This window comes from Sphingobium sp. MK2, from assembly GCF_040170545.1.
Classification (GTDB): Bacteria; Pseudomonadota; Alphaproteobacteria; order Sphingomonadales; family Sphingomonadaceae; genus Sphingobium.
Map to the genome: position 1 here is coordinate 143,953 of NZ_JAZDXA010000001.1, position 23,308 is coordinate 167,260.

Here is a 23,308-nt window from a genome sequence, read left to right on the forward strand (position 1 = left end):
CGCTTACGGCAGAATAGGAAGATGCGGCAAAGAAATGGTTAACATGCCAACGGAGTAGGTTTGGGGGCATAGGCGCGCAGGAATAGATTTACGGCCAGTTCGACATCGGCCTGAATCTGGTCTGGCAAGGGCTCCGCAATCTGGCCGATCATCAATTGCTGATGACTGCCGGACAAGGTAAGCGCGATAAGGGCTGTGGCGGCTTTGAGGGGGTCCGCTTGCCTGAGTTCACCCCGTTTCATTGAACCCAGAATAAAATCGGCGAGCATGGCGCGCGCATCTCGCGGGGCGAGTTGGAAAAACATGCGGCTCAGTTCGGGAAATCGCCCACCTTCGGCATAGATCAGCCTGTGCAAGGCGATGGCTTCTGGCGAGGTCATTTTGTCCAACAGGCTATGGCAGGCACGGGTCAGGATTTGCTCAGGAACGCCACAAGGGGCCAGTATCTGCGAAAGTTCAGCGCGATAGGCGGCGACAATTCGGTCGAGTACTGCACTAAACAGCGCTTCCTTGGACGGGAAGTAGCTCCACAACGTCCCTTTCGATCCACCCATCGCTGCGGCAATGCCTGACATTGTCGTCCCGGCATAGCCATGTTCCAGGAAATAGGCTCTCGCGATCGTTAGAATAGTGTCGCGCCGGTCAAGGCGACGGGCTTCCCTCCGGCTAAGGGACTTGGTGATGGAGGTAGCTGTCATGAAACCGTACCATATGGTATGATAAAAATCTTGACAAGCCGATGTTGCGACGCCAGATGCGATTTTCATACTAAATGGTACAGTTTTCATGTCGGTGAGTCGTCTTTTCCCGTCCGCATGTCCGGTGGTGCTTGCTGCGAGCTTATCGTTGCTGGCAGGCTGCGCGGCGGTACCTGACTTGGGGGCCAAGCCTGAAATCCGTTTACCCGATACAATCGCTGCGCAGCAGAGTCTGGCCGCGCCACGGGTAGCATGGCCCGAAGCGGAGTGGTGGCGTGCCTATGGCGATCCGCAACTCACGACGCTGATCGAGGAAGGCTTGCGTAACGCGCCCGACATGGCGATTGCAGCGGCGCGTTTCCGACAGGCTCAGGCCATCGCGCAGCAGTCCGGCGCGGCATTGTTGCCCTCGGCCAATCTCGACGCCAGCGCGGCGGCGACCAAGCAAAGCTATAATATGGGCATGCCCAAGGAGTTCGTGCCGCAGGGCTGGCTTGGCACTGGACGGCTGGCGCTGGACCTGGGGCTTGACCTCGACCTGTGGGGCAAGAACCGCTCGGCACTGGCGGCAGCAACGTCGCAGGCGCGCGCGGCGGAACTCGACGCACAGCAGGCACGGCTGGCGCTGACCACGGGCATCGCCGACGCTTATGCCGACCTTGCCCGGCTTTATGATGAGGCGGACATTCAGGAGCGCACGCTCGCCATCCGCATGGCCAGCCAGAAGCTGGTTGTGGATCGGCGGCAAAATGGGCTGGAAACACGCGGCAGTGTGCGGCAGGCGGATGCGACCGTCGCATCGGCGCGGGCGCAACTGTCCGGCGCGCGCATGGCGATAGAATTACGGCAGCACCAGATCGCGGCGCTGATTGGCGCTGGACCGGATCGCGGCGCGACGATTACCCGCCCTAAGCCTGGCGCGCTGGCACCGCTCGGTTTGCCCGCCGATGTCACCACCAACTTGGTAGCCCGCCGTCCCGATATCGCAGCGGCGCTCGCCCGCACGGAGGCGGCCGCCAAGCGGATCAAGGTGGCGCGCGCTGATTTCTTCCCGGCGGTGCGGCTGAGCGCGCTGATCGGCTTGCAGTCGCTGGGCTATAACACAGTGTTTGCCAATGGCGGCGCGGTCGGATCGCCCCAGTCCTTCACCAACAATCTGTTTCAGAAGGACTCGATCTTCGGCAGTGCAGGTCCGGCGGTCAGCCTCCCCATCTTCCATGGCGGGGCTTTGCAGGGTCAGTATCGCGGCGCACGCGCGACCTATGACGAAGCGGTGGCAAGCTATGACAAGGCTGTACTGACCGCTTATCAGGAAGTGGCCGATGCCGTGACCGGCCGTCGTACGCTGGATGCGCGTCTCGCCGATGCCCGTGCGGCAGTGGCTGCGTCGCAGGACGCCTATGGCATCGCCAGGAAACGCTATGATGGCGGCCTCTCCACCTATCTGGATGTGCTGAATGTCGAGGATCAACTTCTTGCCGCGCAGCGCACCGTTTCCGGGCTGGAGGCCAATGCCTTCTCGCTCGATATTGCCCTGATCCGGGCGCTGGGGGGTGGTTTCACCCCCGGCGCTGCAATGCCCAAGGATGCACCATATGGCTGACGCCACTCCCGAACTTTCCGCCACGACCGATGAAGCCCAGGTCGATCGCAGCAGTGCGCGCAAGACCTGGCTGACCCGGCTGGCGCTCGCGGTCGTTGTGGCGGGGCTGCTCTGGACGGCCTGGTATGTCCTGGTCGGCAGCAACCATGTCAGCACCGACAACGCTTATGTGAATGCCGAAATGGCGCAGGTGACGCCTCTGATCTCCGCGCAGGCGATCGAGGTTCTGGTCAGCGATACCCAGGCGGTGAAGCGCGGCGACATATTGGTGAAGCTCGACCCGACCAATGCCCGCATCGCCATCGCACAGGCGCAGGCGGATCTGGCCGAGGCGGAGCGACGCTTCCGTCAGACCTCGGCGACGAGTGGCGCGCTTTCGGCGCAGGTGGATGCGCGCGGCGCGGACATCATTCAGGCGCGGGCGCAACTGGCCAGCGCGCAAGCGGATGTCGAAAAGGCAAGGGTCGATCTGCAACGGCGCGAGGCGCTGGTCGCAGGCGGCGCGGTGTCGGGCGATGAAGTGACGAGTGCCCGCACGGCCTATGCCGCAGCGCGTGCCGCACTCGATGTCGCGCGCGCCGGTGTAACCACGGCGCAGGCCACGCGCAGCGCTGCGAGCGGGCAACTGGCTGCCAATGATGCGCTCGTGCGCGGATCGCAAGTCGACACCGACCCAGCGGTGATGGCGGCGCAGGCAAAGCTCGACGCGGCGAAGCTCGACCTTGAGCGCACCGTCATTCGCGCGCCGATCGATGGCGTCGTGACCAAGCGCCAGGTGCAGGTCGGCCAGCGCGTCGCGCAGGGCACGCCCATTATGACGATCGTCCCGCTGGCGCAGGTCTATGTCGATGCCAATTTCAAAGAAGGGCAACTGGGCAAGGTGAAAGTGGGCATGCCTGCCACGGTGAAGGCTGATATCTATGGTGGCGACGTCGTCTATCATGGCAAGGTCGTCGGTTTTTCCGGCGGCACGGGCGCTTCGCTCTCGCTGATCCCGGCGCAGAATGCGACTGGCAATTGGATCAAGGTGGTCCAGCGGTTGCCGGTCCGCATCGCTCTGGACCCCAAGGAACTGGCGGCCCATCCGTTGCGCGTGGGCCTCTCCACGGAGGTCGAGATCGACCTTTCCGGTCGCTGAGAGGCCGGGACGTGAGTGATGAGGAAAGTATCTTTTCCCGGCTGACGCCGCGCCAGCGTACGCTCGCCGGTCTGGTGCTGGCACTCAGCAATTTCATGGTCGTGCTCGACCTGACCATCGCCAATGTCTCGGTGCCGCACATATCGGGCAATCTGGGCATCACGCCCGATCAGGGGACGTGGATCATCACCTCCTATGCAGTCGCTGAAGCAATCTGCGTGCCGTTGACCGGCTGGCTGGCCCAGCGGTTCGGTGTGGTGAAGATGTTCATCTGGGCGATGATCGGCTTTGGCATCTTTTCGGTGCTATGCGGCCTGTCCATGTCGCTGAGCATGATCGTCGCCTGCCGTATCGGCCAAGGATTGTGCGGCGGGCCGATCATGCCGATGTCGCAGACGCTGTTGCTGCGCATTTTTCCGCCCGATCAGCGCGCTCGCGCAATGGGGCTATGGGCAATGACCACGCTGCTCGGCCCGGCGATGGGGCCGATCATTGGCGGCTATATCAGCGACAATTGGAGCTGGCACTGGATCTTCTTCATCAACGTGCCGATCGCGATCCTGTGCGTGGTCGCGGCGATGGCGTTGCTTCGCCCGGTGGAAACCGAAACGGCGCGCGTGCCGATCGACCGGATGGGCCTGTTTCTGTTGGTCTTCTGGATCGGTTGCCTGCAGATCATGCTCGACATCGGCCGCGACCATGACTGGTTCGGCGATCCGCTGATCGTGATATTGGCGATCCTGGCGGCGATTGGCTTTGCGGCCTTCATTATCTGGGAACTGACCGAGGAACATCCGGTCGTGGATTTGCGGGTGTTCCGTCATATCGGTTTTACATCGGGCGTCTTTTCGCTGGCGCTGGGCTTTGGTGCCTATTTCGCGGGCATCGTGGTTATTCCGCAATGGCTGCAGACGTCGATGGGCTATACCGCGACAGATGCCGGGATATTGACCGCCTTCACCGCTATGGCAGCGCTGATGGCCGCGCCGATCGCGGCGAGGCTGACCGGGCGGGTCGATCCGCGCATCATGATTTCGGGCGCGCTCTTCTGGCTGGGGCTGATGACCTTGTGGCGGGCGCATTGGACCAGTTCGATCGATTTCTGGTCGATGGCCGCGCCGCAATTCATTCAGGGCTTTGCCATGCCCTTCTTCATGATCCCGTTGACGACCCTGACGCTAGGGTCGGTGCGGCCCGACGAGACGGCGTCGGCGGCGGGGTTGCAGAATTTCCTGCGGACGATGGCGCTGGCGATCGCGACCTCGCTGGTGCTGACCGGCTGGGGCAACGGCCAGCGCGTCTCGCGCAGCGAGATGGCGGGCACGTTGCAACCGGCCGATACGCAGGCGCAACTGAGCGCTATGGGCATGTCCGTCGAACAGGCGCGGCAGGTCATCTCCAATTTGGTCGATCAGGAAGCATTGGCGATCGCGGTGGATCATGTCTTCTTCCTGTCCGCGCTCGTCCTGTTCCTCGCCACGGCGATCGTCTGGCTCGCGCCCAAGCCGACTGGACCCGTGGACACGTCCGCCGCGCACTAAAGCGGGAGGGCGATCCGCCGGGTGATGCCGATCGCATGCAGGAAAGCCGCGTCATGGCTGACCACCAGCAGCGCGCCGTCATAGGCGTTCAACCCCTGTTCGATCGCCGCGATCGAATCGAGGTCGAGATGATTGGTCGGCTCGTCCAGCAACAACAGGGGCGGCGGCGCGGCCCCGCCCAGCACGCAGGCCAGCCCCGCGCGCAATCGCTGCCCGCCGCTCAGAGTCCCGACCTGTTGCAGCGCCAGGTCGGCGCGGAACCGGAAGCGGGCCAGCGCGGCATGGACTGCGTTGTGGGTCGTGCTGGGATGCAGCCGGGCGAAATTGTCGGCAATGCTGCGTGCCGGATCGAGCAGGGCGACGTCCTGATCGAGCAGCGCGCAATCGACAGGGCGATGAACCCGGCCCGTCATCGGCGACAGATCACCCGCGATCACGCGCAGCAGCGTCGATTTGCCCGACCCGTTCGCCCCGGTGATCGCCACCCGCTCCGGCCCGCTGATCGTCAGGCTGATGTCGCGCAGGATCGGGCGATCCGGTTCATGGCCCGCTGTTACAGCATCTAGCGTCAGGATGACGCGGCCCGGCGGCACATTGGCGGAGGGCAAGGCGATGCGGATCGGCTCCAATATCTCGATCCGCGCGCGCGCCGCGTCGATCGCCTGCCGCGCTTCGCCCTGTTGCTGCCCGGCGCGGCGCACCGCATCGCCACCCGATTGTTCGGCCTGCTGCTTGCGCTGGCCCAGCAGGATGCGGGGCATCCCGCCCTTGGCCGCGTCGCGCTTGCCTGCGCCATCGCGCCGCTGCTTGCGCTCGATCAGTTGCTGGGTCTTGTGCGACAGCGCCACGGCCTGCTTTTCGGCATGGTCGAGATCATGATGCGCGGCGGCCAGTTCGATCGCCTTGCGCGCCGTGTAGGCGGAAAAATTGCCGCCATAGCGGGCGATACCCAGCGTGGTGAGTTCGGCGATGGCGTCCATCGTCTCCAACAGCGCGCGGTCATGGCTGACGACGATTGCGCCACCACGCCAGCGCGCAAGCAGCGCGATCACCGCGTCCCGACCTTCGGCATCCAGATGGTTGGTCGGTTCGTCCAGCAGCAGGAAATCGGGCCGGGTAAAGAGCGCGGCGGCGAGCGCGGCACGGGTGCGCTGGCCGCCCGACAGGCTGACGAGCGGGGTTGCGGGATTAGCGCTCAGCGCCACGTCCGCCAGCGCATCGGCAATGCGCGCGGGCAATGTCCAGTCGCAGGCATCAAGGTCATCAAGCGTCGCGCTGCCCGCCTCCGCCCGGTCGATCACCGCCAATGCCTCGCGCGCGTCGAACAGGTCGGCAATGCTCGCGCCGGGCGCTGTTTCAAGATTCTGGCGCAGCACGGCGATGCGTCCGTCGATCGTGACATGGCCGTGTGTCGGGGTGCGCTCCCCGGCGATCAGTGCGAGCAGGCTGGACTTGCCGACGCCATTGCGCCCGATCAGGCCGATGCGTTCGGAGGAAAAGCGGAAATCGAGCCCGGCGATAACGGCAGTGCCGTCGGGCGCAGACCATCCAAGGGTCGAAAGGATAATGGCAGGCATGGACACAGGTTTTCCTGAAGGCAGAGCGGGTGGGCTAAGCGGTCAGGGCGATGTCCATGGCGAGTTCCTTTTAAGATTGATGCGAATAATAGAGGCTAAGGCATCGGTTGGCAAGATAGGCGGCGGCACTCCATCCATCCTCATCATGAAAGCTACGGACATTTACGCATAGGTCAAGGCGGGCTGTCGCGTCATGCAGCGGGAATGGACATGCAATTTGACGTGGCGCAAAATAGCGCTCTTCCGCTGATGACGCGCCCTTGTGCGCCACAGTCCTGCGCTCAGTGCGAGGTTCGCGATCGGGCGATTTGTGCCGACTTGTCGGACCCGGATCGCGATGCGCTGAGCCGGATCGGACGGCGGGTGACGCTTCATGCCGGGCAGACGGTGATGTGGGAGGGAGACGACAGCATGGTCGTCGCCAATGTCATCGACGGCACGCTGAAACTGGCGACGTCGACCGGCGACGGGCGCGAGCAGATCGTCGGCGTGGTCTATGCATCCGACTTTATCGGCCGCCCGTTCGGCGCGCGCACGCCCCATAGCGTCACCGCGCTGACCGATGCGCGGCTGTGCCTGTTTCCGCGTGGCAGCTTTGATGCTTTTGCCCGCGATCATGGCGACCTCCAGCACCGGCTGCTCCAGCGCACGCTCGACGATCTCGACCGGACACGTGCCTGGATGTTGCTGCTCGGCCGCAAGACCGCGCGGGAGAAGGTCGCGACCTTCCTGCTCGACATGGCGCGGCGGTTGCAGGCCGACCGGACAGGGACGATCGAGCTACCGCTCTCGCGCCAGCAGATTGCCGATATTCTGGGCACGACGATCGAAACCGTGTCGCGCCAGATGAGCGAATTGAAGCGGCAGGGGATCATCGCGCTGGTCGGGCGGCGCGGGGTGCGGCTGGTGGATGGCGCGGCGCTGGAGGCGTTGGCGGAGGGGGTTTGAGTATCGCGCCTGTCGCATCGGGCCGTCTCCCACCCCTCTACGCACTATCCCGTAAAGACCCGCGCCCGGCGGTTTGACAGAGGTCAATGCATGGGGGCGGCCTGTCGAACAGAGGGACCGCCGAGCCTTTGACGGGGAATATCATGGACCGATTGGTAATGAGGACGGGCGGCTGGTTCGCGCTCGCGCTGGCGGCCTTCGCGGCGATGCTGGGCGCGGTGGACAGCGGATTTGCCGTTCATATGGGGATCGTCTGCGCGGTCGGACTGCTGCTGGCGATCCTGACGATGCGCGGTGCGGATTATGCGGGGCTGGCGCGGGGCATGCTGAAAATGCCGGTCGACCAGGGTAAATATGATGATGATCCGATCCGCTGGGGCGTGATCGCGACCGTCTTCTGGGGTCTGGCGGGTTTTCTCGTCGGGCTGGTCATCGCGTTTCAGCTCGCCTTTCCCGCGCTGAACCTGGGCATTGAATATACCAGCTTCGGTCGTATGCGGCCGCTGCATACATCGGCGGTCATCTTCGCCTTTGGCGGCAACGCGCTGATCGCGACGAGCTTCTATGTCGTGCAGCGCACCTGCCGCGCACGGCTGGCATTCCCGTCCATGGCCCGCTTCGTCTTCTGGGGCTATCAGTTGTTCATCGTGCTCGCCGCGACCGGCTATTTGATGGGGATTACCGAGGGCAAGGAATATGCCGAGCCCGAATGGTATGTCGATCTGTGGCTGACGGTCGTGTGGGTCTGCTACCTGCTGGTGTTCGGCGGGACGATCCTCAAGCGCTCCGAACCGCATATCTATGTGGCCAACTGGTTCTACCTCGCCTTCATCATCACCATCGCCATGCTGCACATCGTCAACAACCTGTCGATGCCGGTCAGCCTGCTGGGGTCCAAGAGCTACAGCGCCTTTGCCGGCGTGCAGGATGCGCTGACCCAATGGTGGTATGGCCATAATGCGGTGGGCTTCTTCCTGACCGCCGGCTTCCTGGCCATGATGTATTATTTCGTGCCCAAGCAGGCGGAACGGCCGGTCTACAGCTATCGCCTGTCGATCATCCACTTCTGGTCGCTGATCTTCCTCTACATCTGGGCGGGTCCGCATCACCTTCACTATACCGCGCTGCCCGACTGGGCGCAGACGCTGGGCATGGTCTTTTCGGTCATGCTGTGGATGCCGAGCTGGGGCGGGATGATCAATGGCCTGATGACGCTCAACGGCGCCTGGGACAAGATCCGCACCGACCCGATCATCCGCATGATGGTGATGGCGCTGGCCTTCTACGGCATGTCGACCTTCGAAGGGCCGCTGATGTCGATCAAGGCCGTCAACAGCCTGTCCCATTATACCGACTGGACGATCGGCCATGTCCATTCCGGCGCTTTGGGCTGGAACGGGATGATCACCTTTGCCTGCCTCTATTATATGACGCCGCGCCTGTGGGGCCGGGAACGCCTCTATTCGCTGCGGCTGGTGAACTGGCACTTCTGGCTCGCGACGCTCGGCATCGTTCTCTACGCCTCGTCGATGTGGGTGGCGGGCATCATGCAGGGCTTGATGTGGCGCGAATATGGGGCCGATGGCTATCTGGTGTACGCTTTCTCCGAAGTCGTGACCGCCATGTTCCCCATGTATCTGATCCGCGGTGCCGGTGGCCTGCTCTACCTCGCCGGGGCGATCATCATGGCCTGGAATATCGGCAAGACCATCGCGGGCAGCAAACTGCGCGCGGAGAAGCCGATGCACGATGCGCCCTTCGATCCGGCGGCCGACAAGCCGCTCCTCGCTGCCCAGCCTGTATAAGGAGACGCCGACATGGCATCCAAAATCTTCGACCATGGCAAGCTGGAGCGGAATGTATCGCTGCTCGGCATTGCCGCCCTGATCGTCGTCGCCATCGGCGGGATCGTGGAAATCGCGCCCCTCTTCTGGATCGACAATACGATCGAGAAGGTGGAGGGGATGCGGCCCTATACCCCGCTGGAGCTGGCCGGGCGCAACATCTACATCCGCGAAGGCTGTTACAACTGCCATAGCCAGATGATCCGCCCGTTCCGCGACGAAACCGAACGCTATGGCCATTACAGCCTGGCCGCCGAAAGCATGTATGACCATCCGTTCCAATGGGGGTCCAAGCGGACCGGGCCGGACCTGGCACGGGTCGGCGGGCGTTATTCCGACGAATGGCATGTCCAGCATTTGAAAGACCCGCGCGCCGTGGTGCCGGAATCGATCATGCCGACCTATCCCTTCCTGGCCGAGCGCGAATTGAAGGCGGGCGACATGACGGCCGACCTGACGGCGCTGAGCCGGGTCGGGGTTCCGTACAGCGACACGGACATAGAAAAGGCCAATGACGACCTCAAGGCCCAGGCTGATCCCAACGCCGATACGACCGACCTGATCAAACGCTATCCCAAGGCGCAGGTGCGCGATTTCGACGGCGATCCGAACAAGCTGACCGAGATGGATGCGCTGGTCGCCTATCTCCAGATGATCGGTACGCTGGTCGATGTCGATGCGGCCAAGCCGCTCGAAGGCCAGCCGCAGGGGGGACGGCGATGAGTTACGATGCTTTGCGGCATTTTGCCGATAGTTGGGGGCTGGTCTTCATGGCCCTGACCTATCTCATCCTCATCGGCTGGCATTTCCTGCCGCATGGTCGCCGCGCCAGCACGCGCGCCGCCACGATGATCTTCGAGCCGGACACGGAAAAGACGGAGGCCGACCATGGCTGACGACAAGAACCCCAAGATCGACGCCGCCACCGGCACCCAGTTCAAGGGGCATGAGTGGGACGGTATCCAGGAACTGGACACGCCGCTGCCGCGCTGGTGGCTGTGGACCTTCTATGCGACCATCCTCTTCGCGATCGGTTATGTGATTGCCTATCCGGCGATCCCTATGCTTAACGACTATACGCGCGGTATGCTCGGCTGGTCGAGCCGCGGCGCGCTGGAACAGGAACTGGCCGCGCACGCCGATCAGGTGGCGCCCATTCACCAGGCGATCGCTGCGACGACGATCGAGAAGCTGGCGGGCCAGCCGGAACTTATGCAGGCCGCGATCGAGGGTGGGCGCGCCGCGTTCAAGGTCCATTGCGTCCAGTGCCACGGGTCGGGGGCAGCAGGTAGCAAGGGCTATCCCAACCTCAACGACGATGACTGGCTGTGGGGTGGCGACCTCGCCACGATCGAAAAGACGCTGATCGACGGCATCCGCAATCCGGGTCATGACGCGACGCGCGTGTCGATCATGCCCGCCTTTGGCCGCGACCAGTTGCTCACCGCGCCGCAGGTCGATGATGTCGTCGCCTATGTCCGGGTTGCCAGCCGACAGGATAAGCCCAGCGCCGCCGCGCAGCGCGGGGCGGGCCTGTTCGCCGACAATTGCGCGGTCTGCCACGGCACGGACGCCAAGGGCAATCGGACATTGGGTGCGCCCAACCTGACCGATGGCATCTGGCTCTACGGCGGGGACACCGAGTCCATCCACCAGAGCGTGTGGAACAGCCGCCAGGGCGTGATGCCGCGCTGGGACGACAAGCTCAGCCCCGCGACCATCCGCATGCTGGCCGTCTATGTCCATAGCCTGGGCGGTGGCGAAGCGACGCTGGTGGAAGCAGCGGCCGCGGCGGACAATGGAGTTGAAGGCAATGTGGCCCAATAAAGCCCCGATCCTTGCCTGGAATGGGAGGGGGTGCGCCCTTAGCGCAAGGCTTGCGACGCATTGCCTGCCCCCTCCGTCTGACCTGCGGTCAGCCACCTCCCCGTGCCGGGGAGGATTGGGCGCATGTTGATGCCGACCGATACGGGCGATCTCTATGAGAAGCGCAAGGGCGTCTTTCCCAAGGCGGTGGATGGCTTTTACCGCCGCCTGAAATGGGCGATCATGGTGGTGACGCTTGGCATCTATTGGGTGACGCCGTGGATCCGCTGGGATCGCGGCCCCTATGCCCCCGATCAGGCGGTGCTGGTCGATATGGCCAATCGCCGTTTCTACATGTTCGATATCGAAATCTGGCCGCATGAATTCTATTATGTCGCCGGACTGCTGGTGATGGCCGGTGTCGGTCTGTTCCTGGTGACATCGGCGGTGGGCCGTGCCTGGTGCGGCTATGCCTGTCCGCAGACGGTGTGGACCGACCTGTTCCAGCATGTCGAACGCTTCATCGATGGCGACCGCAACGCGCAGGTGCGGCTGGCCAAGGCACCCTGGACCCCGTCCAAACTGGCGCGGCGCTTGATCAAATGGAGCGTGTGGCTGATCATCGCCTTCCTGACCGGGGGTGCGTGGATCTTTTATTTCGCCGATGCGCCGACGTTGCAGCGCGAGTTCTGGACCGGCACAGCCGCGCCGGTCGCTTATGGCACGACCGCGCTGTTGACCGCGACGACCTTCGTCCTGGGCGGCTTCATGCGTGAACAGGTATGCATCTATATGTGCCCCTGGCCACGCATTCAGACTGCGATGCTCGACGAGAAATCGCTGGTCGTGACGTACAAGGACTGGCGCGGCGAAAAGCGCGGCAGCGTCAAGAAGGCGGCGGCGCATCCGGGCGAATTTGGCGACTGCATTGATTGCGACCAGTGCGTCGCCGTCTGCCCGACGGGCATCGACATTCGCGAAGGGCCGCAGATCGGCTGCATCACTTGCGCCTTGTGCATCGATGCCTGCGACAAGGTGATGGCGCAGGTCGGGCGGCCACGCGGGCTGATCGACTATTGTACGCAGGATGATGCCGATGCGGAGAAGCAGGGGGCTAAGCCACGCCCGGTGTTCAAGACATTGCTGCGCCCACGCACCATCGCCTATCTGCTGGTGTGGAGCAGCATTGGCGCAGCGATGCTGTTCGCGCTGGGGGCGCGCACCCGGCTGGATATCGCCGCGCAGCAGGATCGCAATCCCATCTTCGTGACATTGTCCGATGGGGCGGTGCGCAACGCCTATACCATCAAGATCCGCAATATGGAGACGCGACCCCGGCCGATGACGGTGCGGGCCGAAGGCTTGCCCGGCGCGCTGCTATGGACCGACGCGATGGCGCGGGAGCAGGCCCGCGCGACGGTGGACGTCACCGTGCCGCCCGATAGCGTGGCCAAGTTGCGCCTCTATGCCGCCGTGCCCGCCGCCGGGCCGCAGCGGCAGGATTTCCGCTTCGTCCTGACCGCCACCGACCGCGAAGGCGGCACCGCCAGCGAACCCGCCCGTTTCGAAAGGCCCCAATGATGCGTAGCTCCACCCCCCGCCGCTTCACCGGATGGCATATGACCGGCATATTGGTGGCCTTCTTCGCCGTCGTCATCGCCGTCAACATGCTGATGGCGACGCTTGCGGTGCGGTCCTTTGGCGGGGTGGTGGTCGATAACAGCTATGTCGCCAGCCAGAAATTCAACGGCTGGTTGGAGGCCGCGCGGGCGCAGGAGGCGCAGGGCTGGCGCGAGACGATCACGATTGATGCGCAGCGGCGGGTGCAGGTCAGCCTTGCCGATGCGGCGGGGGCACCGCTCAACGGCGTGGCGGTCACCGCTACCGCTGCGCATCCACTGGGCCGCGCGCCCGACATCGCCTTATCGTTCCGCGAGGTCGCACCCGGTCGATACAGCGCCGACCGGACGCTGCCCGCCGGGCGCTGGCGGCTGTTGCTCACCGCTGCCGACCATCATTTCGTCCAAGAGATCGACTGATGGCCAGCCAAGCCCTGATCCCGCCCGCAACGGACAGCGAAACGGACATAGATACGACGCAGATCAGCCTGTTCGCGGTGCCGGGGATGCATTGCGCGGGCTGTATCGGCAAGATCGAGAATGGGCTGGCCCGCACCCCCGGCATCGCGTCGGCGCGGGTCAATCTCTCGGCGAAGCGCGTCACCATCCAGCATGATTCCGCGCTCAGCCCGCCCGACCTGCGCGCCGCCATCGCCGCGCTGGGATTCGAGGCGGAGCCGCTCGCCGATCCCGGCGTCGATGTGGCGGCGGCGGAAAACCGCATGCTGATCCGCGCGCTGGCGGTGGCGGGCTTTGCCGCGATGAACATCATGCTGCTGTCCGTGTCGGTCTGGTCCGGGGCGGAGGGCGGCACGCGGCAGATGTTTCACTGGCTGTCGGCGCTGATCGCGCTGCCCACCGTGGCCTATGCGGGGCGGCCCTTCTTCCGCTCGGCCTGGGCGGCGGTGCGGCAGGGACGGACCAATATGGACGTGCCGATCAGCATCGGGGTGCTGCTGACGACGGGCATGAGTGTGTATGAAACCCTGATCGGCGGCGAAGACGCCTGGTTCGATGGGGCGGTGATGCTGCTCTTCTTCCTGCTCGCCGGGCGCTGCCTCGACAGCCTGATGCGGGGCCGCGCGCGCGCTGGCGTTGCCGCGCTGCTCAAACAATCCGCGCCGGGCGCGATGTTGTTGGACGATAGCGGGCAAAGCCGTTGGGTCGCGGCGAGTGCGCTGCGGCCGGGCATGGTGATGCTGGTTGCCGCGGGCGAGCGGCTGGCCGCCGACGGGCGCGTGATGGAGGGTGAGAGCGGCATCGACATTGCCTTCCTGACCGGGGAAAGCGCGCCGGTGCGCGTGCGTCCGGGTGACTTGGTGCAGGCCGGAGCGCTCAATATCGATGGGCCGATCCGCGTCGTGGTGACCGCTGCCGGGCCGGACACAGTGATCGCCGACATCGCCCGGCTGATGGAGGAAGCGGCGCAGGGCAAGTCGCGCTATGTCCGGCTCGCTGACCGGGCGGCGCGCTATTATGCGCCGAGCGTGCATCTGCTGTCGGCGCTGTCCTTTGCCGGGTGGATGATCGTAGGCGCGGGCATGCATCAATCGCTGCTGATCGCGGTTGCTGTGCTGCTCATCACCTGCCCCTGTGCGCTGGGGCTGGCCGTTCCGGCGGCGCAGATCGTGGCGTGCGGCGCGCTTATGAAGCGCGGGGTGCTGGTCAAGGATGGATCGGCCCTCGAACGGCTGGCGGAAGTGGACGAGGCGCTGTTCGACAAGACCGGCACGTTGACGCTGGGCCGCCCGGTGCCGCGCGATCTGGCGGGACTGGCGGCGGAGGATCGCGCCGTCCTGCTGGCCCTGGTTCAAGGCAGTCGCCATCCGTTGAGCGTCGCGCTGCGCCAGGCTTTGGAGGGCGAGGGTGTCGTCCCGGCGGCGCTGACCGACTTGCGCGAGCAAGCGGGCGAAGGGATGACGGGTCGGTTGGGCGATGAAGCGGTCGCGCTTGGCCGTCCGCGCAGCCTTATCACCCTGTTCGATCTGGCGGCGGAATATCGGCGCGGCGACCAGGCGGTGCTGCTACGCTTCACCGATGCGTTGCGGCCCGACGCGGTCGAAACGCTCGCTGATCTGCGCGCCATGGGCCTCAAAACGCTGATCGCCAGCGGCGACCGGCCCGAAGCGCTGACCGAGATTGCGCGCCAGACCGAGACGACCGCGATCGGCCATCTACGCCCACAGGACAAGCTGGCGCTGATCGAGCGGCTGCGCGCATCGGGGCATAGGGTGTTGATGGTCGGCGATGGGCTGAACGATGGACCTGCCCTTGCCGCAGGCCATGCCAGCATGGCACCCGCCTCGGCGAGCGACGCCAGCCAGTTGGCGGCGGATGCGGTGTTTCTGGGCGATCGGCTGGCCCCGGTGGCGATGGCGGTGCGCGCGGCGCGACGGACGGTGCGGGTGGTGAAGCAGAATTTCGCGCTGGCGATTGGTTATAATGTATTTGCCGTGCCGCTGGCGATTGCGGGCCATGTCACCCCGCTGGTCGCCGCCATCGCCATGTCGACCAGTTCGCTGATCGTCATCGCCAATGCGCTGCGGCTCAAGGCGGCGGCGCGATGACGGGTCTCACCGTCCTTATCCCCATCGCCCTGTCGCTGGGCCTGCTGGGCTTGGCAGCCTTTTTCTGGGCGCTGGGCAGCGGTCAGTTCGACGATAGCGATGGCGCGGCGGCGCGTATCCTGATCGACGATGACGAGTGATCAGCGTCCGACGAGGATGAAGGGTGCCCAGATATAGGGCTGGGTCGCGCCGGGGCGGTTCGATCGCATCAGTTTCAGCATCGCGCGTTGCAGCGCGACCGCGCGGGGCAGGCCCCGCCCCGCCCCCTTCACCGTTTCCAGCGTGACGAAGGCGCTGGCATCGTCGCGCACCGGCCAGTGCGAGACGAGCAGCGAACCCGCGCCCGCATAGCGGAACGCCTGTGCGAGGCCCGAATAAGCGGGGGCCTGCGCACTATCGCCCGCCGCCGTGTTGCAGGCGGACAGGATTACCCAGTCCGCGTCGATCCGCATCGCGGCGACTTCGGATGCGGTGAGCAGCCCGTCCTCGCCAGTCGCACCGGGCGCAGGTGGCGAAAGAACCAAGGCGGGTTCGGTCACGCCCTCCATCTGCCCGCTCACCAGGCCGTGCGTTGCGAACAGGATTACGCCATAGTCGGACAGGTCGAGCGCGCGCAGGGCGCTTTCGCTGGCCGCTTCGCCGAGCATCAGGGTCGCGCCTTGCGCGCCATAGCGGCTGGCGACGCCGCGTACTTCTTTGGCTGATCCGGGCAGCGGCGGCAGGTGCGAGAGCGCTTCGCCATCGGCCGCGCCACCGCGAAAATACTGGTTCGCAGCCATCAACGCGGGGGCAGGCGTGGCGTTGGCCGCGGCCGGAAAAGGCAGGGGCGCGCCGACGCCCAGAAAGCGAGATGCGGCGACCTGCACGGGGCGCTTGTCCGCCTCCATCGCGAAGGAGGGCTGCACCGCCAGCGCATAGCGGCGGATCAGCCAGGGCGTATCGCGACTAACCGCAGCGACGGGCCGCTGGGGCAGCAGCGCGAAGGGGAGCGAGGCGAAGGCGCCGGTCGGCACGATCCGCAAAGACTGCGCCTTGCCCAGGGTTGCGAGGATGGCGGGCGTGAAGATCTGGCCATAGAGGGTGTGGGCGGCGGGCAGGTCCATGCTGCCCGGCGTCATCGTCGCGCGCAGCCGGTCGATCAGCGCGACCATGGCGGCACGGCTCATCGCGGTGCGTTCGACCCGTGCGCCGGTGCGGCTGATCGCCAGCAGATAGACATGGCCAAAGGCGGGCGTCACCGCCAGCAGCGCTTCATCCTTGCCAAGCCCCGCCTGCATCTGCGCCAGATCGGGCTTCACCCCGCCGCGCGCTTCGGCCCAGCGGGGATAGTCGCGGCCGATCGCGGCGCGCAGGTTGTTCACTTCGGCATACAGCTGATCGCGCGCTTGGCGCGTGGCAGCAACATCACCTGCGGCCGCCAGTGCCCGGAGCAGCGAGCGGTCGGCGGTCTGCAAGGCGCGCACTTTGTCCTGCAACGCGCGCACCCGCTCGCCCAGCGCGGGATCAGCGACCAGCCTTTCGGTGACGAGCCGGTTGGCCTGTGCGATCTTCGACCCCGCCAGGATCGCCATGGCGTCGAGCGCCAACGCTGCATCCTGGCTGTCCGCCGCGATGGCGAGGATCGAATCGAGCGCCGCGCGCTGTTCGTCGGCCAGTTCGCCATCGTCGCGCAGATTCTGCTCGTCGCGCAGCAGGGCAGCAAGCTGGGCCGCAGCGGCGGTGCGGGCCGGATCGCCATTGGCCCAGCGTTGCATCATCGCGGCATTGGCAAGCGCGAAGGCGGGGCTGTTGTCGAGCCCGGCGGTTTCGGCGGCATAGTCGCGCGCGGCGATTGCGGCTTTGTCCTGCTGGTTCAGGTCCAGCAGCACCGGGATGAGATGCGGATAGACGCGCTGGCCGATGTCGCGATCCTGCGTCGTGGCCGCGCGCACGCGGGCGAGGGCGGTTTCCAGCTTGGTCGCGGCCTCCTCCGGTCGACCACTGGCCTGATCGATAAGCCCCAGGAAAGCGAGCGATCGCGCCGCCTGCGGGCTGGCTTCGCCCTCCACCGCGCGAAACCCCTTTTCCGCTTCGACATAGAGTGGCGCGGCATCGGCATAGCGTTCGAGGGTCAGGAAGATGCCGCCCAGATTGTAGAGGCCGAAATGGAAATAGGGACTTTTGCTTCCTACCGTTTCGCGTTTGATGGCGATCGATCGCTGAAGATAATCAAGGCTTTCGACCCGTCGGCCGGTTCGCGACAAGAGGATGCCCAGCATTTCCAGCGCGCGGGCGTAGCTGGGATGTTTGGTGTCGACATGGGCGATCGCGATTTCCACGGCCAAGCGCGCATATTTTTCCGCTTCGTCATTATTCTCCGCACGAAACAGCATTTGGGCATAATTATAATAGGAGGCGACCGTGTCGGGATCATGGGGACCGAGCCCGGCGATCCGTGCGTCCATGCTGCGCTTCTGCGCTTCCACCGCATCGCTGTTGCGGCCGAGGCGCGAATAGGCCTGCGCCAGCGAGAAGGCGATGTTGGACCTGAGCATATAATCGCTCTTGTCCAGCGTCTTGGGATCGACCTGTGCGAAATGGTGGTCGGCATAGGCACTGCCCTCGGCCAGCGTTTGTGCGCCGGTCGCGACATCGCCATTGACCGATTGGATATAGCCTTTGATCGACAGGCCCTGCATCCAGGATATGGGATAGGCATCGCGGAACGGGACGAGCATGGCCAGCCCCTTTTCCGCCATTGCCAGCGCCTGCGGATTCTTGCCCTCAATCTGGTCCATCGCCGCCAGATTGATTGTCGCCACCGCTGCCAGCGGATGGGGCAGGCCGCTCACTTTGACGCGGCTGGCCGCGGCGATCAGGCGGTGCCAGGCGTCGCGCGTGGCCGGCCCCATTGCCTGATCGAAATCGTCATTCTCGAACAAGGCCGTGCCGCGTGTCTCCATCGCGCGCAGATTGGCATAGCGGGCATCGTCGCGCTGGAAACCGCGCATCGCGTCCGGCGCGGCCAACGCCTGTGGGGCGGCCAGGGCCAAGAACAGACTGATTGCGCGCGTTAAAAAGCTCATGCCCATGCCCCCATGGATGTCTCGGCGGGAGCATAGGCGCGCGGCGCAAGCTAACGTCAAGTCAGAACCGCAGCCGTTACGATCCTTGGGTAAGCGTCAGGTGCCAGTCCCATCGCAGCGGATCGCCATCCATCACATCGACACCTTGTGCGACCAGCGCGTCGCGAATCTCGTCCGACAGGGCGAAATCCTTGTCGGCGCGGGCAGCGGCACGGCGCTCCAGTTCCACCTCGATCGCGTCGGGGGTGATGGCGGCATGTTTGGGTTGCAGGCGCAGGTCGGCGCGGCTGAGCGTCATCAGGTTCAGCCCCAGCGCTGCGTCGAAAGCGGCGATCAGACAGAGCTTTTCATCCACCGGGATCTTCTTGATCGCGATCGCCTCCTCCAGCAGCGGCAGGGCGCGCGGCGTCATCAGATCGTCGGCGATCGCCGCGTCGAATTGTTCCAGCAGCGGCACCAGCTTGGGATGGAGGTTGGCACGCAGATAATCGAGCCGTGGCGATTGCCAGGTCACGCCCTCGGCGCGTGCCTTCAACCCTTCGACGCCCATCACCAGCCGCTTGAGGCGCGTCAACGCAGCGGCCACGCCCTCGGCGCTGAACTCCAGTTCGCTGCGATAATGGGCACCCAGGCACAGCAGACGATAGGCGAGCGGATGCACGCCCGCGTCGATCAGCGAGAAGAGGGTGGTAAAGCCGCCCTTCGACTTGCTCATCTTGCCGCTGCGATCGACCAGGAAATTATTGTGCATCCACCAGCGCGCGCCGGTGAAGCCGGGCTCCGCGTCGGTGCAGCCGCAATAGGCCTGGTTCTGGGCGATCTCATTGGGATGATGGATTTCACGATGGTCGATGCCGCCGGTGTGGATGTCGAACGGATGGCCAAGGCGCGCCTGCGACATGACCGAACATTCCAGATGCCAGCCGGGCGCGCCCTTGCCCCATGGGCTGTCCCATTCCATCTGCCGCTGTTCGCCCGGCGGCGATTTGCGCCAGATGGCGAAGTCGGATGCGTTGCGCTTGCCAGCGACCGGGTCGATCCGGGCATGCGCCGCATCGTCGCGTCCTCCCGCCAACGCGCCATAATCGGGCACCGTCGAACTGTCGAAATAGAGGCCGCTTTCCAACTCATAGCAATGAGTCGGCGCGATCTTTTGCGCAAATTCGATCATCTGCGGCACATAGTCGGTCGCGACCGTCCATTCGCTGGGCGACAGGATGTTGAGGTCGGCGATATTCTGCTTGAACGCCTGCGTATAATGGGCGGCAATGTCCCAGATGCTCTTGGCGCTGGCACGCGCCGCCGCCTCCATCTTGTCATCGCCCGCATCGGCGTCCGACGTCAGGTGGCCGACATCGGTGATGTTGATGATGTGGGTGACCGACAGCCCCTTCCACAACAAGGTGCGGCGCAGCGTGTCGGTGAAGACATAGGCGCGCAAGTTGCCGAGATGGGCATAATTATAGACGGTCGGGCCGCAGCTATAGATGCGCGCATGGCCGTCCTCAATCGGCGCGAACGGTTCGATCGTGCGGGTCAGGCTGTTGAACAGGCGCAGCGGCGCGGTGATATGCTGGTCGTCGGACATGCGCCAAGCGATGGCGTGAAGCGGCTTGGGGGTCAACTCTCCTTCCTCCTTTGCGGCCCGGCTGGAGGGGTGAATTGTAAAATAATGTTGCGTCGACTTGCATCCCTTGCGCGACCTGTGATCGCTACCAATATGGTTGAGGCAGGCCCGCCTCTTTGACGATCTGGATTCCCCCCCTGTCCAGTCGTGCGGTCGGGCCGCATCGAGTGTGTCCGGTGCAGGTTTGGCGGCAGTTGCCCCCTCAATGTCGCAAGCGACCGCACCGGGCCACTCGATTCATACCCCTGATCTTCAGCGTCGATCCTTGACCTTCATTGATGGGGCGAGGTCGTTCGCGCCGATCTTGACCGCGTCGTCGGTGAAATTCGCGACGAAGGCGGAGCCGCGTGCCAGGCCGGGCACGAAACCGGCCTTGTTGCCCTCGATCACCAGTCCGCTGCTGTCATGTTCGCGGCCTTCGGGGGCGACGGTGATGAAGGCGGACCAATTGTCCTTGTCCTTGCCCTGCACCATTTCATTGCCGCGGATGAGGCCGCTCGCGCCGTTGGACAGGTCGATCATATAGTTGGTGAGTTTGCCGCCGCTATCATCGAAACTATTGTCGGTGATGGTGACGCGGCCGGTGCGCGTTTTGAGATAATGGCCGCCATCGCCAAGGTCAAAGCGGCTGTTGGTGACGGTGAGACTGGCGAGCCGCCCGATATAGATGCCATGCGCGCAATCCAGGTCGCGGTCGCAGCGGCCCAGGTGCCGGAAGGTCGACTTGTCGATGACGACCTGGCCGCCGTCATAATCGCCGGTCAAAATCCCTTCCTCGCTGTTGCGGAACAGGCTGTTGCGGACGGTGAGGTTGCCGCTTTCGAGGCGGATGCCCGCGCCATTGCCGTCGGGCACGCGGATATTCTGGAATATGATGCCGTCGACCACGCTTGCCCGGCCGCGCAGCACGAAGGCACCCTTGCCCTCGCACGGCACGCCGTCGAAGATGACGCTGCCCGGCGTCGCAGCGCGGATGGTGACGTCGCCGCCCTGCTGCACCGCGCATTGGCGATAGGTGCCCGGTGCCACGACCACCGTGCCCCGCCCGTCGCCGATCGCGCCCAGCGCATCGGCCAGCGACCCGAAGGCGCGGCCCGATTCGGCGAGCGTGAAGGGGGCGGGATTGCCCTGTGCCAGTGCGGTCGAGGCGATGGCGAGGGAGACGAGCAGGCTGGTGGACAAGATACGCATGGCGCGCACGATAGGCGCGGGCGACGCGCCGACCAAGGCGAGAAGGGGGTTAATGGCGCGCTGCCCCGCTATGGGACAGATGGGCGGGCAAAGGTTGCGGGGCATCAGGGGCACAGCGACGCGACGGTCCCGCGTCACCCACGCTTCAGCGACGCGCCGCCCTGGGGGCGGGTAGCGGGGCGAAGGGATCAGCGAGGCTCTACGCATGGAGCGCCAGCGCGCGTTCCCCGGTCCGGTCGAACGGCGTGCCCGCCAACCGATGGCGCAACCGACGGCATTATCACGCTGCGTTTCAGCCCAGATTCAACCGCGCTGCTAATCGCGTGCAAGACAACCGTGCTGTGGCAACTGGACGGAGCCGAGCCCGGCGGGAAGCTGCTGCCGGGCAGCGACAAGGGCACCTTCCACGCCGCGTTCAGCGGCGATGGCCGCTATCTCGCGCTCGGCCAGTGGGACAATAGCGTGCAGGTCTGGAATCTGACCAGCCTGCCTTACCACGCATTCACGCTGGACGGGCATGCCGGCTACAATCCGCATAACGGCTATGCCTATTTCGTCGCGATCAGTCATGACGGACGCCGTGTGCTGTCGCTGTCAGCCGATGACACCGGGCGGATCGGCGGGAAGGATGGTCCGTTGTCGCACCGTATCGAAAGCCATCGCAGCCGTACCCTGCACGCCGATTTCTCTCCCGACGGTCAATTGTGGACGTTGGCGGCCTCGCTGGTGGGCGTGCCGCCGCTCCGCCGCGAATGGTCCGGGTAGACACCCTATTCCGCCCAGCGCGCCGGGACGGAGCGTGCTGCCGTCCGGGGGGAGTTCAACCATAACGGTTCGAAAGCCGCCATCCTTTATGCGGATGGCACGGTGTTCCTTTGGGATATCGACCAGCCCCGACCGACCTTCGTCGATCTCGGCGGATTTTCGGAAGAGGCCACCGCAGTCGCCGAACTGGCGTTCAGCGCGGACGGTAACCACCTCTGGACCGCACTCGGATCCTCGACCAAAGATGACGAAGCGATCGTGGTCTGGGACCTGCGGGCAAGGCCGCCGCGCCCGGTCTTCGGTAGCGCGATGGCGGGAAGCTGGCTGATCGAGCGCTTTCGCCCCGATGATCGCGCCGCACTCTTCGCTTGGGGCGACGCCTCGCCCGCCAGCATGCGAATGACGCTGACGATATCCGGCAGGCTTTGGCGGACAGCATGACACCGACAGCCTGGGACCCGGACCGCCATTTGCGGGCGATCGGATCGGGCAACACCGTTGAGATTTGGGACATGCGCGCGACGGACGAGCCGGCTCGGCGGCTGGAATGCGGCGAATGCGCGACGACACTCCGCTTCACCCTGGACGGCACGAAACTCGTCGCCGCCTACATGCATGGCGCAGTGGGCGTCTGGGAGGTCGGCAGCCCGCAAGCCTTCGACGTTCGCCAGCACCATACGCCCGATTCGATGATCAATTCGCTGGCGATCAGCTCCAACGGCGCGTTTGCGGTGACCGCATCGTCGGCGAGCCGGAATCCCATCGACAATAGTTCTGTTTTTATTTTCATATGTAGTGAAAATGAGATGACCAGGTTTCGTTGACAAAGATTGCCAGAAGACTCTGCGTTTGATTCAAGGCTGTCTTTTGGAGGCGGCGTTGTGCGAGCGGAAAGGACTGAGGGACGACGAGTGGGCAATTGCTGCCGCCTGAAAGAGGGCGCGGTTGCCGTCCAGCGCAGGACAACCGGCAGTATTTCGAGGGCATGATGTGGATTGCCCGGACTGGTTCACAGTGGCGTCACCTGCCTGTTGTCCACGATGCTCAACGCCAGTTTCCGCTCCACGCCGTCGATACGGTATTTGATTCGCCACAGCTTGCTGCCTCTTGGACTGACGAGCAAATACAAACCCTGGGAGTCAGTGTAGCTTCATAAGGCTTATCTGCGGGCTTGGCATGGCGGATAGCGGTATCGGTTAGCGCCATTGGGGGCCTCGATTCTGCTGGGGCCTTTTGAGGCCCCCAAATTAGGCCCGCATCATCCGCAATTGCAGGCAAACAGGGGCATCCACTGACAATCAGAGAATGCCCATAAACTA

21 protein-coding genes and 1 pseudogene are annotated in these 23,308 nt (G+C 64.6%); 16 read left to right on the forward strand and 6 right to left on the reverse strand.

Going from position 1 to position 23,308, the window contains the following annotated elements; all coding sequences use genetic code 11:
- Window positions 1-38 precede the first annotated feature (38 nt).
- On the reverse strand, window positions 39-698 hold the full coding sequence (locus V2I08_RS00710; RefSeq protein WP_349633576.1) for a TetR/AcrR family transcriptional regulator: 660 nt from the start codon (window positions 696-698) through the stop codon (window positions 39-41).
- An 88-nt stretch (window positions 699-786) separates the two neighbouring features.
- Here V2I08_RS00710 and V2I08_RS00715 point away from each other — a divergent pair, with 88 nt between their 5' ends.
- Genes V2I08_RS00715 through V2I08_RS00725 form a run of 3 tightly spaced genes read left to right on the forward strand, consistent with a single transcriptional unit; the run spans window position 787 to window position 4,980 of the window.
- Window positions 787-2,301 carry an efflux transporter outer membrane subunit gene (locus V2I08_RS00715; RefSeq protein WP_349633435.1) on the forward strand — a complete coding sequence of 505 codons (1,515 nt, stop codon included), beginning with the start codon at window positions 787-789 and terminating at the stop codon, window positions 2,299-2,301.
- Window positions 2,294-3,439, forward strand: a complete 1,146-nt coding sequence (locus tag V2I08_RS00720) for an EmrA/EmrK family multidrug efflux transporter periplasmic adaptor subunit (protein ID WP_349633436.1) — start codon at window positions 2,294-2,296, stop codon at window positions 3,437-3,439. The genes V2I08_RS00715 and V2I08_RS00720 overlap by 8 nt, the downstream gene beginning before the upstream one ends.
- Before the next feature lie 11 nt (window positions 3,440-3,450).
- Complete coding sequence (locus V2I08_RS00725) at window positions 3,451-4,980, forward strand: DHA2 family efflux MFS transporter permease subunit (RefSeq protein WP_349633437.1); 1,530 nt, start codon at window positions 3,451-3,453, stop codon at window positions 4,978-4,980.
- Here V2I08_RS00725 and V2I08_RS00730 read toward each other — a convergent pair.
- Window positions 4,977-6,557 (reverse strand): ABC-F family ATP-binding cassette domain-containing protein, encoded by a 1,581-nt coding sequence (locus V2I08_RS00730; RefSeq protein WP_349633438.1) that lies wholly within the window; start codon window positions 6,555-6,557, stop codon window positions 4,977-4,979. The two genes, V2I08_RS00725 and V2I08_RS00730, sit on opposite strands and share 4 nt — an antisense overlap.
- A 204-nt stretch (window positions 6,558-6,761) precedes the next feature.
- Here V2I08_RS00730 and V2I08_RS00735 point away from each other — a divergent pair, with 204 nt between their 5' ends.
- The 9 genes from V2I08_RS00735 (at window position 6,762) to ccoS (ending at window position 15,481) form a co-directional block, all read left to right on the forward strand.
- Window positions 6,762-7,505, forward strand: coding sequence for a Crp/Fnr family transcriptional regulator (locus V2I08_RS00735; protein WP_349633439.1), 744 nt, complete (start codon window positions 6,762-6,764; stop codon window positions 7,503-7,505).
- 143 nt (window positions 7,506-7,648) lie between these two features.
- Window positions 7,649-9,310: a cytochrome-c oxidase, cbb3-type subunit I gene (ccoN, locus tag V2I08_RS00740; RefSeq protein WP_349633440.1), complete on the forward strand. Its 1,662-nt coding sequence runs from the start codon at window positions 7,649-7,651 to the stop codon at window positions 9,308-9,310.
- Between the two features lie 12 nt (window positions 9,311-9,322).
- A complete protein-coding gene (gene ccoO / locus V2I08_RS00745) occupies window positions 9,323-10,072 on the forward strand; it encodes a cytochrome-c oxidase, cbb3-type subunit II (protein WP_349633441.1) in 750 nt (249 codons plus the stop codon).
- Window positions 10,069-10,245 carry a cbb3-type cytochrome c oxidase subunit 3 gene (locus tag V2I08_RS00750; RefSeq protein ID WP_349633442.1) on the forward strand — a complete coding sequence of 59 codons (177 nt, stop codon included), beginning with the start codon at window positions 10,069-10,071 and terminating at the stop codon, window positions 10,243-10,245. Before ccoO ends, V2I08_RS00750 begins: the two co-directional genes overlap by 4 nt.
- Window positions 10,238-11,176, forward strand: a complete 939-nt coding sequence (gene ccoP / locus V2I08_RS00755; protein ID WP_349633443.1) for a cytochrome-c oxidase, cbb3-type subunit III — start codon at window positions 10,238-10,240, stop codon at window positions 11,174-11,176. Before V2I08_RS00750 ends, ccoP begins: the two co-directional genes overlap by 8 nt.
- Before the next feature lie 123 nt (window positions 11,177-11,299).
- Complete coding sequence (gene ccoG / locus V2I08_RS00760; RefSeq protein ID WP_349633444.1) at window positions 11,300-12,736, forward strand: cytochrome c oxidase accessory protein CcoG; 1,437 nt, start codon at window positions 11,300-11,302, stop codon at window positions 12,734-12,736.
- Entirely contained in the window at window positions 12,733-13,194 is a 462-nt protein-coding gene (locus V2I08_RS00765) for a FixH family protein (protein WP_349633445.1), read from the forward strand. The genes ccoG and V2I08_RS00765 overlap by 4 nt, the downstream gene beginning before the upstream one ends.
- Window positions 13,194-15,341 (forward strand): heavy metal translocating P-type ATPase, encoded by a 2,148-nt coding sequence (locus tag V2I08_RS00770; protein ID WP_349633446.1) that lies wholly within the window; start codon window positions 13,194-13,196, stop codon window positions 15,339-15,341. The genes V2I08_RS00765 and V2I08_RS00770 overlap by 1 nt, the downstream gene beginning before the upstream one ends.
- The gene (ccoS, locus tag V2I08_RS00775) at window positions 15,338-15,481 is read left to right on the forward strand and encodes a cbb3-type cytochrome oxidase assembly protein CcoS (RefSeq protein ID WP_037476351.1); all 144 of its coding nucleotides are present in this window, start codon (window positions 15,338-15,340) and stop codon (window positions 15,479-15,481) included. The genes V2I08_RS00770 and ccoS overlap by 4 nt, the downstream gene beginning before the upstream one ends.
- Here ccoS and V2I08_RS00780 read toward each other — a convergent pair whose 3' ends face one another.
- The 3 genes from V2I08_RS00780 to V2I08_RS00790 form a co-directional block, all read right to left on the reverse strand.
- A complete protein-coding gene (locus V2I08_RS00780; RefSeq protein ID WP_349633447.1) occupies window positions 15,482-18,406 on the reverse strand; it encodes a CHAT domain-containing tetratricopeptide repeat protein in 2,925 nt (974 codons plus the stop codon).
- 76 nt (window positions 18,407-18,482) lie between these two features.
- Window positions 18,483-19,994 carry a cysteine--tRNA ligase gene (gene cysS, locus V2I08_RS00785; protein ID WP_349633448.1) on the reverse strand — a complete coding sequence of 504 codons (1,512 nt, stop codon included), beginning with the start codon at window positions 19,992-19,994 and terminating at the stop codon, window positions 18,483-18,485.
- 291 nt (window positions 19,995-20,285) lie between these two features.
- The gene (locus V2I08_RS00790) at window positions 20,286-21,224 is read right to left on the reverse strand and encodes a right-handed parallel beta-helix repeat-containing protein (protein ID WP_349633449.1); all 939 of its coding nucleotides are present in this window, start codon (window positions 21,222-21,224) and stop codon (window positions 20,286-20,288) included.
- A 336-nt stretch (window positions 21,225-21,560) separates the two neighbouring features.
- Between V2I08_RS00790 and V2I08_RS00795 the strand changes: the two genes are divergently transcribed.
- The 4 genes and pseudogenes from V2I08_RS00795 to V2I08_RS20575 all read left to right on the forward strand — a co-directional run.
- A complete protein-coding gene (locus V2I08_RS00795; RefSeq protein WP_349633450.1) occupies window positions 21,561-21,989 on the forward strand; it encodes a hypothetical protein in 429 nt (142 codons plus the stop codon).
- A gap of 102 nt (window positions 21,990-22,091) precedes the next feature.
- Window positions 22,092-22,430, forward strand: a complete 339-nt coding sequence (locus tag V2I08_RS00800) for a hypothetical protein (protein ID WP_349633451.1) — start codon at window positions 22,092-22,094, stop codon at window positions 22,428-22,430.
- On the forward strand, window positions 22,427-22,813 hold the full coding sequence (locus tag V2I08_RS00805) for a hypothetical protein (protein ID WP_349633452.1): 387 nt from the start codon (window positions 22,427-22,429) through the stop codon (window positions 22,811-22,813). Before V2I08_RS00800 ends, V2I08_RS00805 begins: the two co-directional genes overlap by 4 nt.
- Window positions 22,814-22,908: 95 nt before the next feature.
- Window positions 22,909-23,010, forward strand: a pseudogene (locus V2I08_RS20575) (IS5/IS1182 family transposase); the annotation flags it as partial.
- Here V2I08_RS20575 and V2I08_RS00810 read toward each other — a convergent pair.
- The gene (locus tag V2I08_RS00810) at window positions 22,999-23,118 is read right to left on the reverse strand and encodes an Arm DNA-binding domain-containing protein (RefSeq protein ID WP_349633453.1); all 120 of its coding nucleotides are present in this window, start codon (window positions 23,116-23,118) and stop codon (window positions 22,999-23,001) included. The pseudogene V2I08_RS20575 and the gene V2I08_RS00810 sit on opposite strands and share 12 nt — an antisense overlap.
- Window positions 23,119-23,308 lie beyond the last annotated feature (190 nt).

Coding starts and splice junctions, on each gene's coding strand:
- V2I08_RS00770 (WP_349633446.1), top strand. CDS start 13,194: ATGGCCAGCCAAGCCCTGATCCCGCCCGCAACGGACAGCGAAACGGAC.
- V2I08_RS00715 (WP_349633435.1), top strand. CDS start 787: ATGTCGGTGAGTCGTCTTTTCCCGTCCGCATGTCCGGTGGTGCTTGCT.
- V2I08_RS00750 (WP_349633442.1), top strand. CDS start 10,069: ATGAGTTACGATGCTTTGCGGCATTTTGCCGATAGTTGGGGGCTGGTC.
- V2I08_RS00780 (WP_349633447.1), bottom strand. CDS start 18,406: ATGAGCTTTTTAACGCGCGCAATCAGTCTGTTCTTGGCCCTGGCCGCC.
- V2I08_RS00710 (WP_349633576.1), bottom strand. CDS start 698: ATGACAGCTACCTCCATCACCAAGTCCCTTAGCCGGAGGGAAGCCCGT.
- ccoN (WP_349633440.1), top strand. CDS start 7,649: ATGGACCGATTGGTAATGAGGACGGGCGGCTGGTTCGCGCTCGCGCTG.
- V2I08_RS00730 (WP_349633438.1), bottom strand. CDS start 6,557: ATGCCTGCCATTATCCTTTCGACCCTTGGATGGTCTGCGCCCGACGGC.
- V2I08_RS00720 (WP_349633436.1), top strand. CDS start 2,294: ATGGCTGACGCCACTCCCGAACTTTCCGCCACGACCGATGAAGCCCAG.
- ccoO (WP_349633441.1), top strand. CDS start 9,323: ATGGCATCCAAAATCTTCGACCATGGCAAGCTGGAGCGGAATGTATCG.
- ccoP (WP_349633443.1), top strand. CDS start 10,238: ATGGCTGACGACAAGAACCCCAAGATCGACGCCGCCACCGGCACCCAG.
- cysS (WP_349633448.1), bottom strand. CDS start 19,994: ATGTCCGACGACCAGCATATCACCGCGCCGCTGCGCCTGTTCAACAGC.
- ccoG (WP_349633444.1), top strand. CDS start 11,300: ATGTTGATGCCGACCGATACGGGCGATCTCTATGAGAAGCGCAAGGGC.
- ccoS (WP_037476351.1), top strand. CDS start 15,338: ATGACGGGTCTCACCGTCCTTATCCCCATCGCCCTGTCGCTGGGCCTG.
- V2I08_RS00790 (WP_349633449.1), bottom strand. CDS start 21,224: ATGCGTATCTTGTCCACCAGCCTGCTCGTCTCCCTCGCCATCGCCTCG.
- V2I08_RS00735 (WP_349633439.1), top strand. CDS start 6,762: ATGGACATGCAATTTGACGTGGCGCAAAATAGCGCTCTTCCGCTGATG.
- V2I08_RS00805 (WP_349633452.1), top strand. CDS start 22,427: ATGACACCGACAGCCTGGGACCCGGACCGCCATTTGCGGGCGATCGGA.
- V2I08_RS00765 (WP_349633445.1), top strand. CDS start 12,733: ATGATGCGTAGCTCCACCCCCCGCCGCTTCACCGGATGGCATATGACC.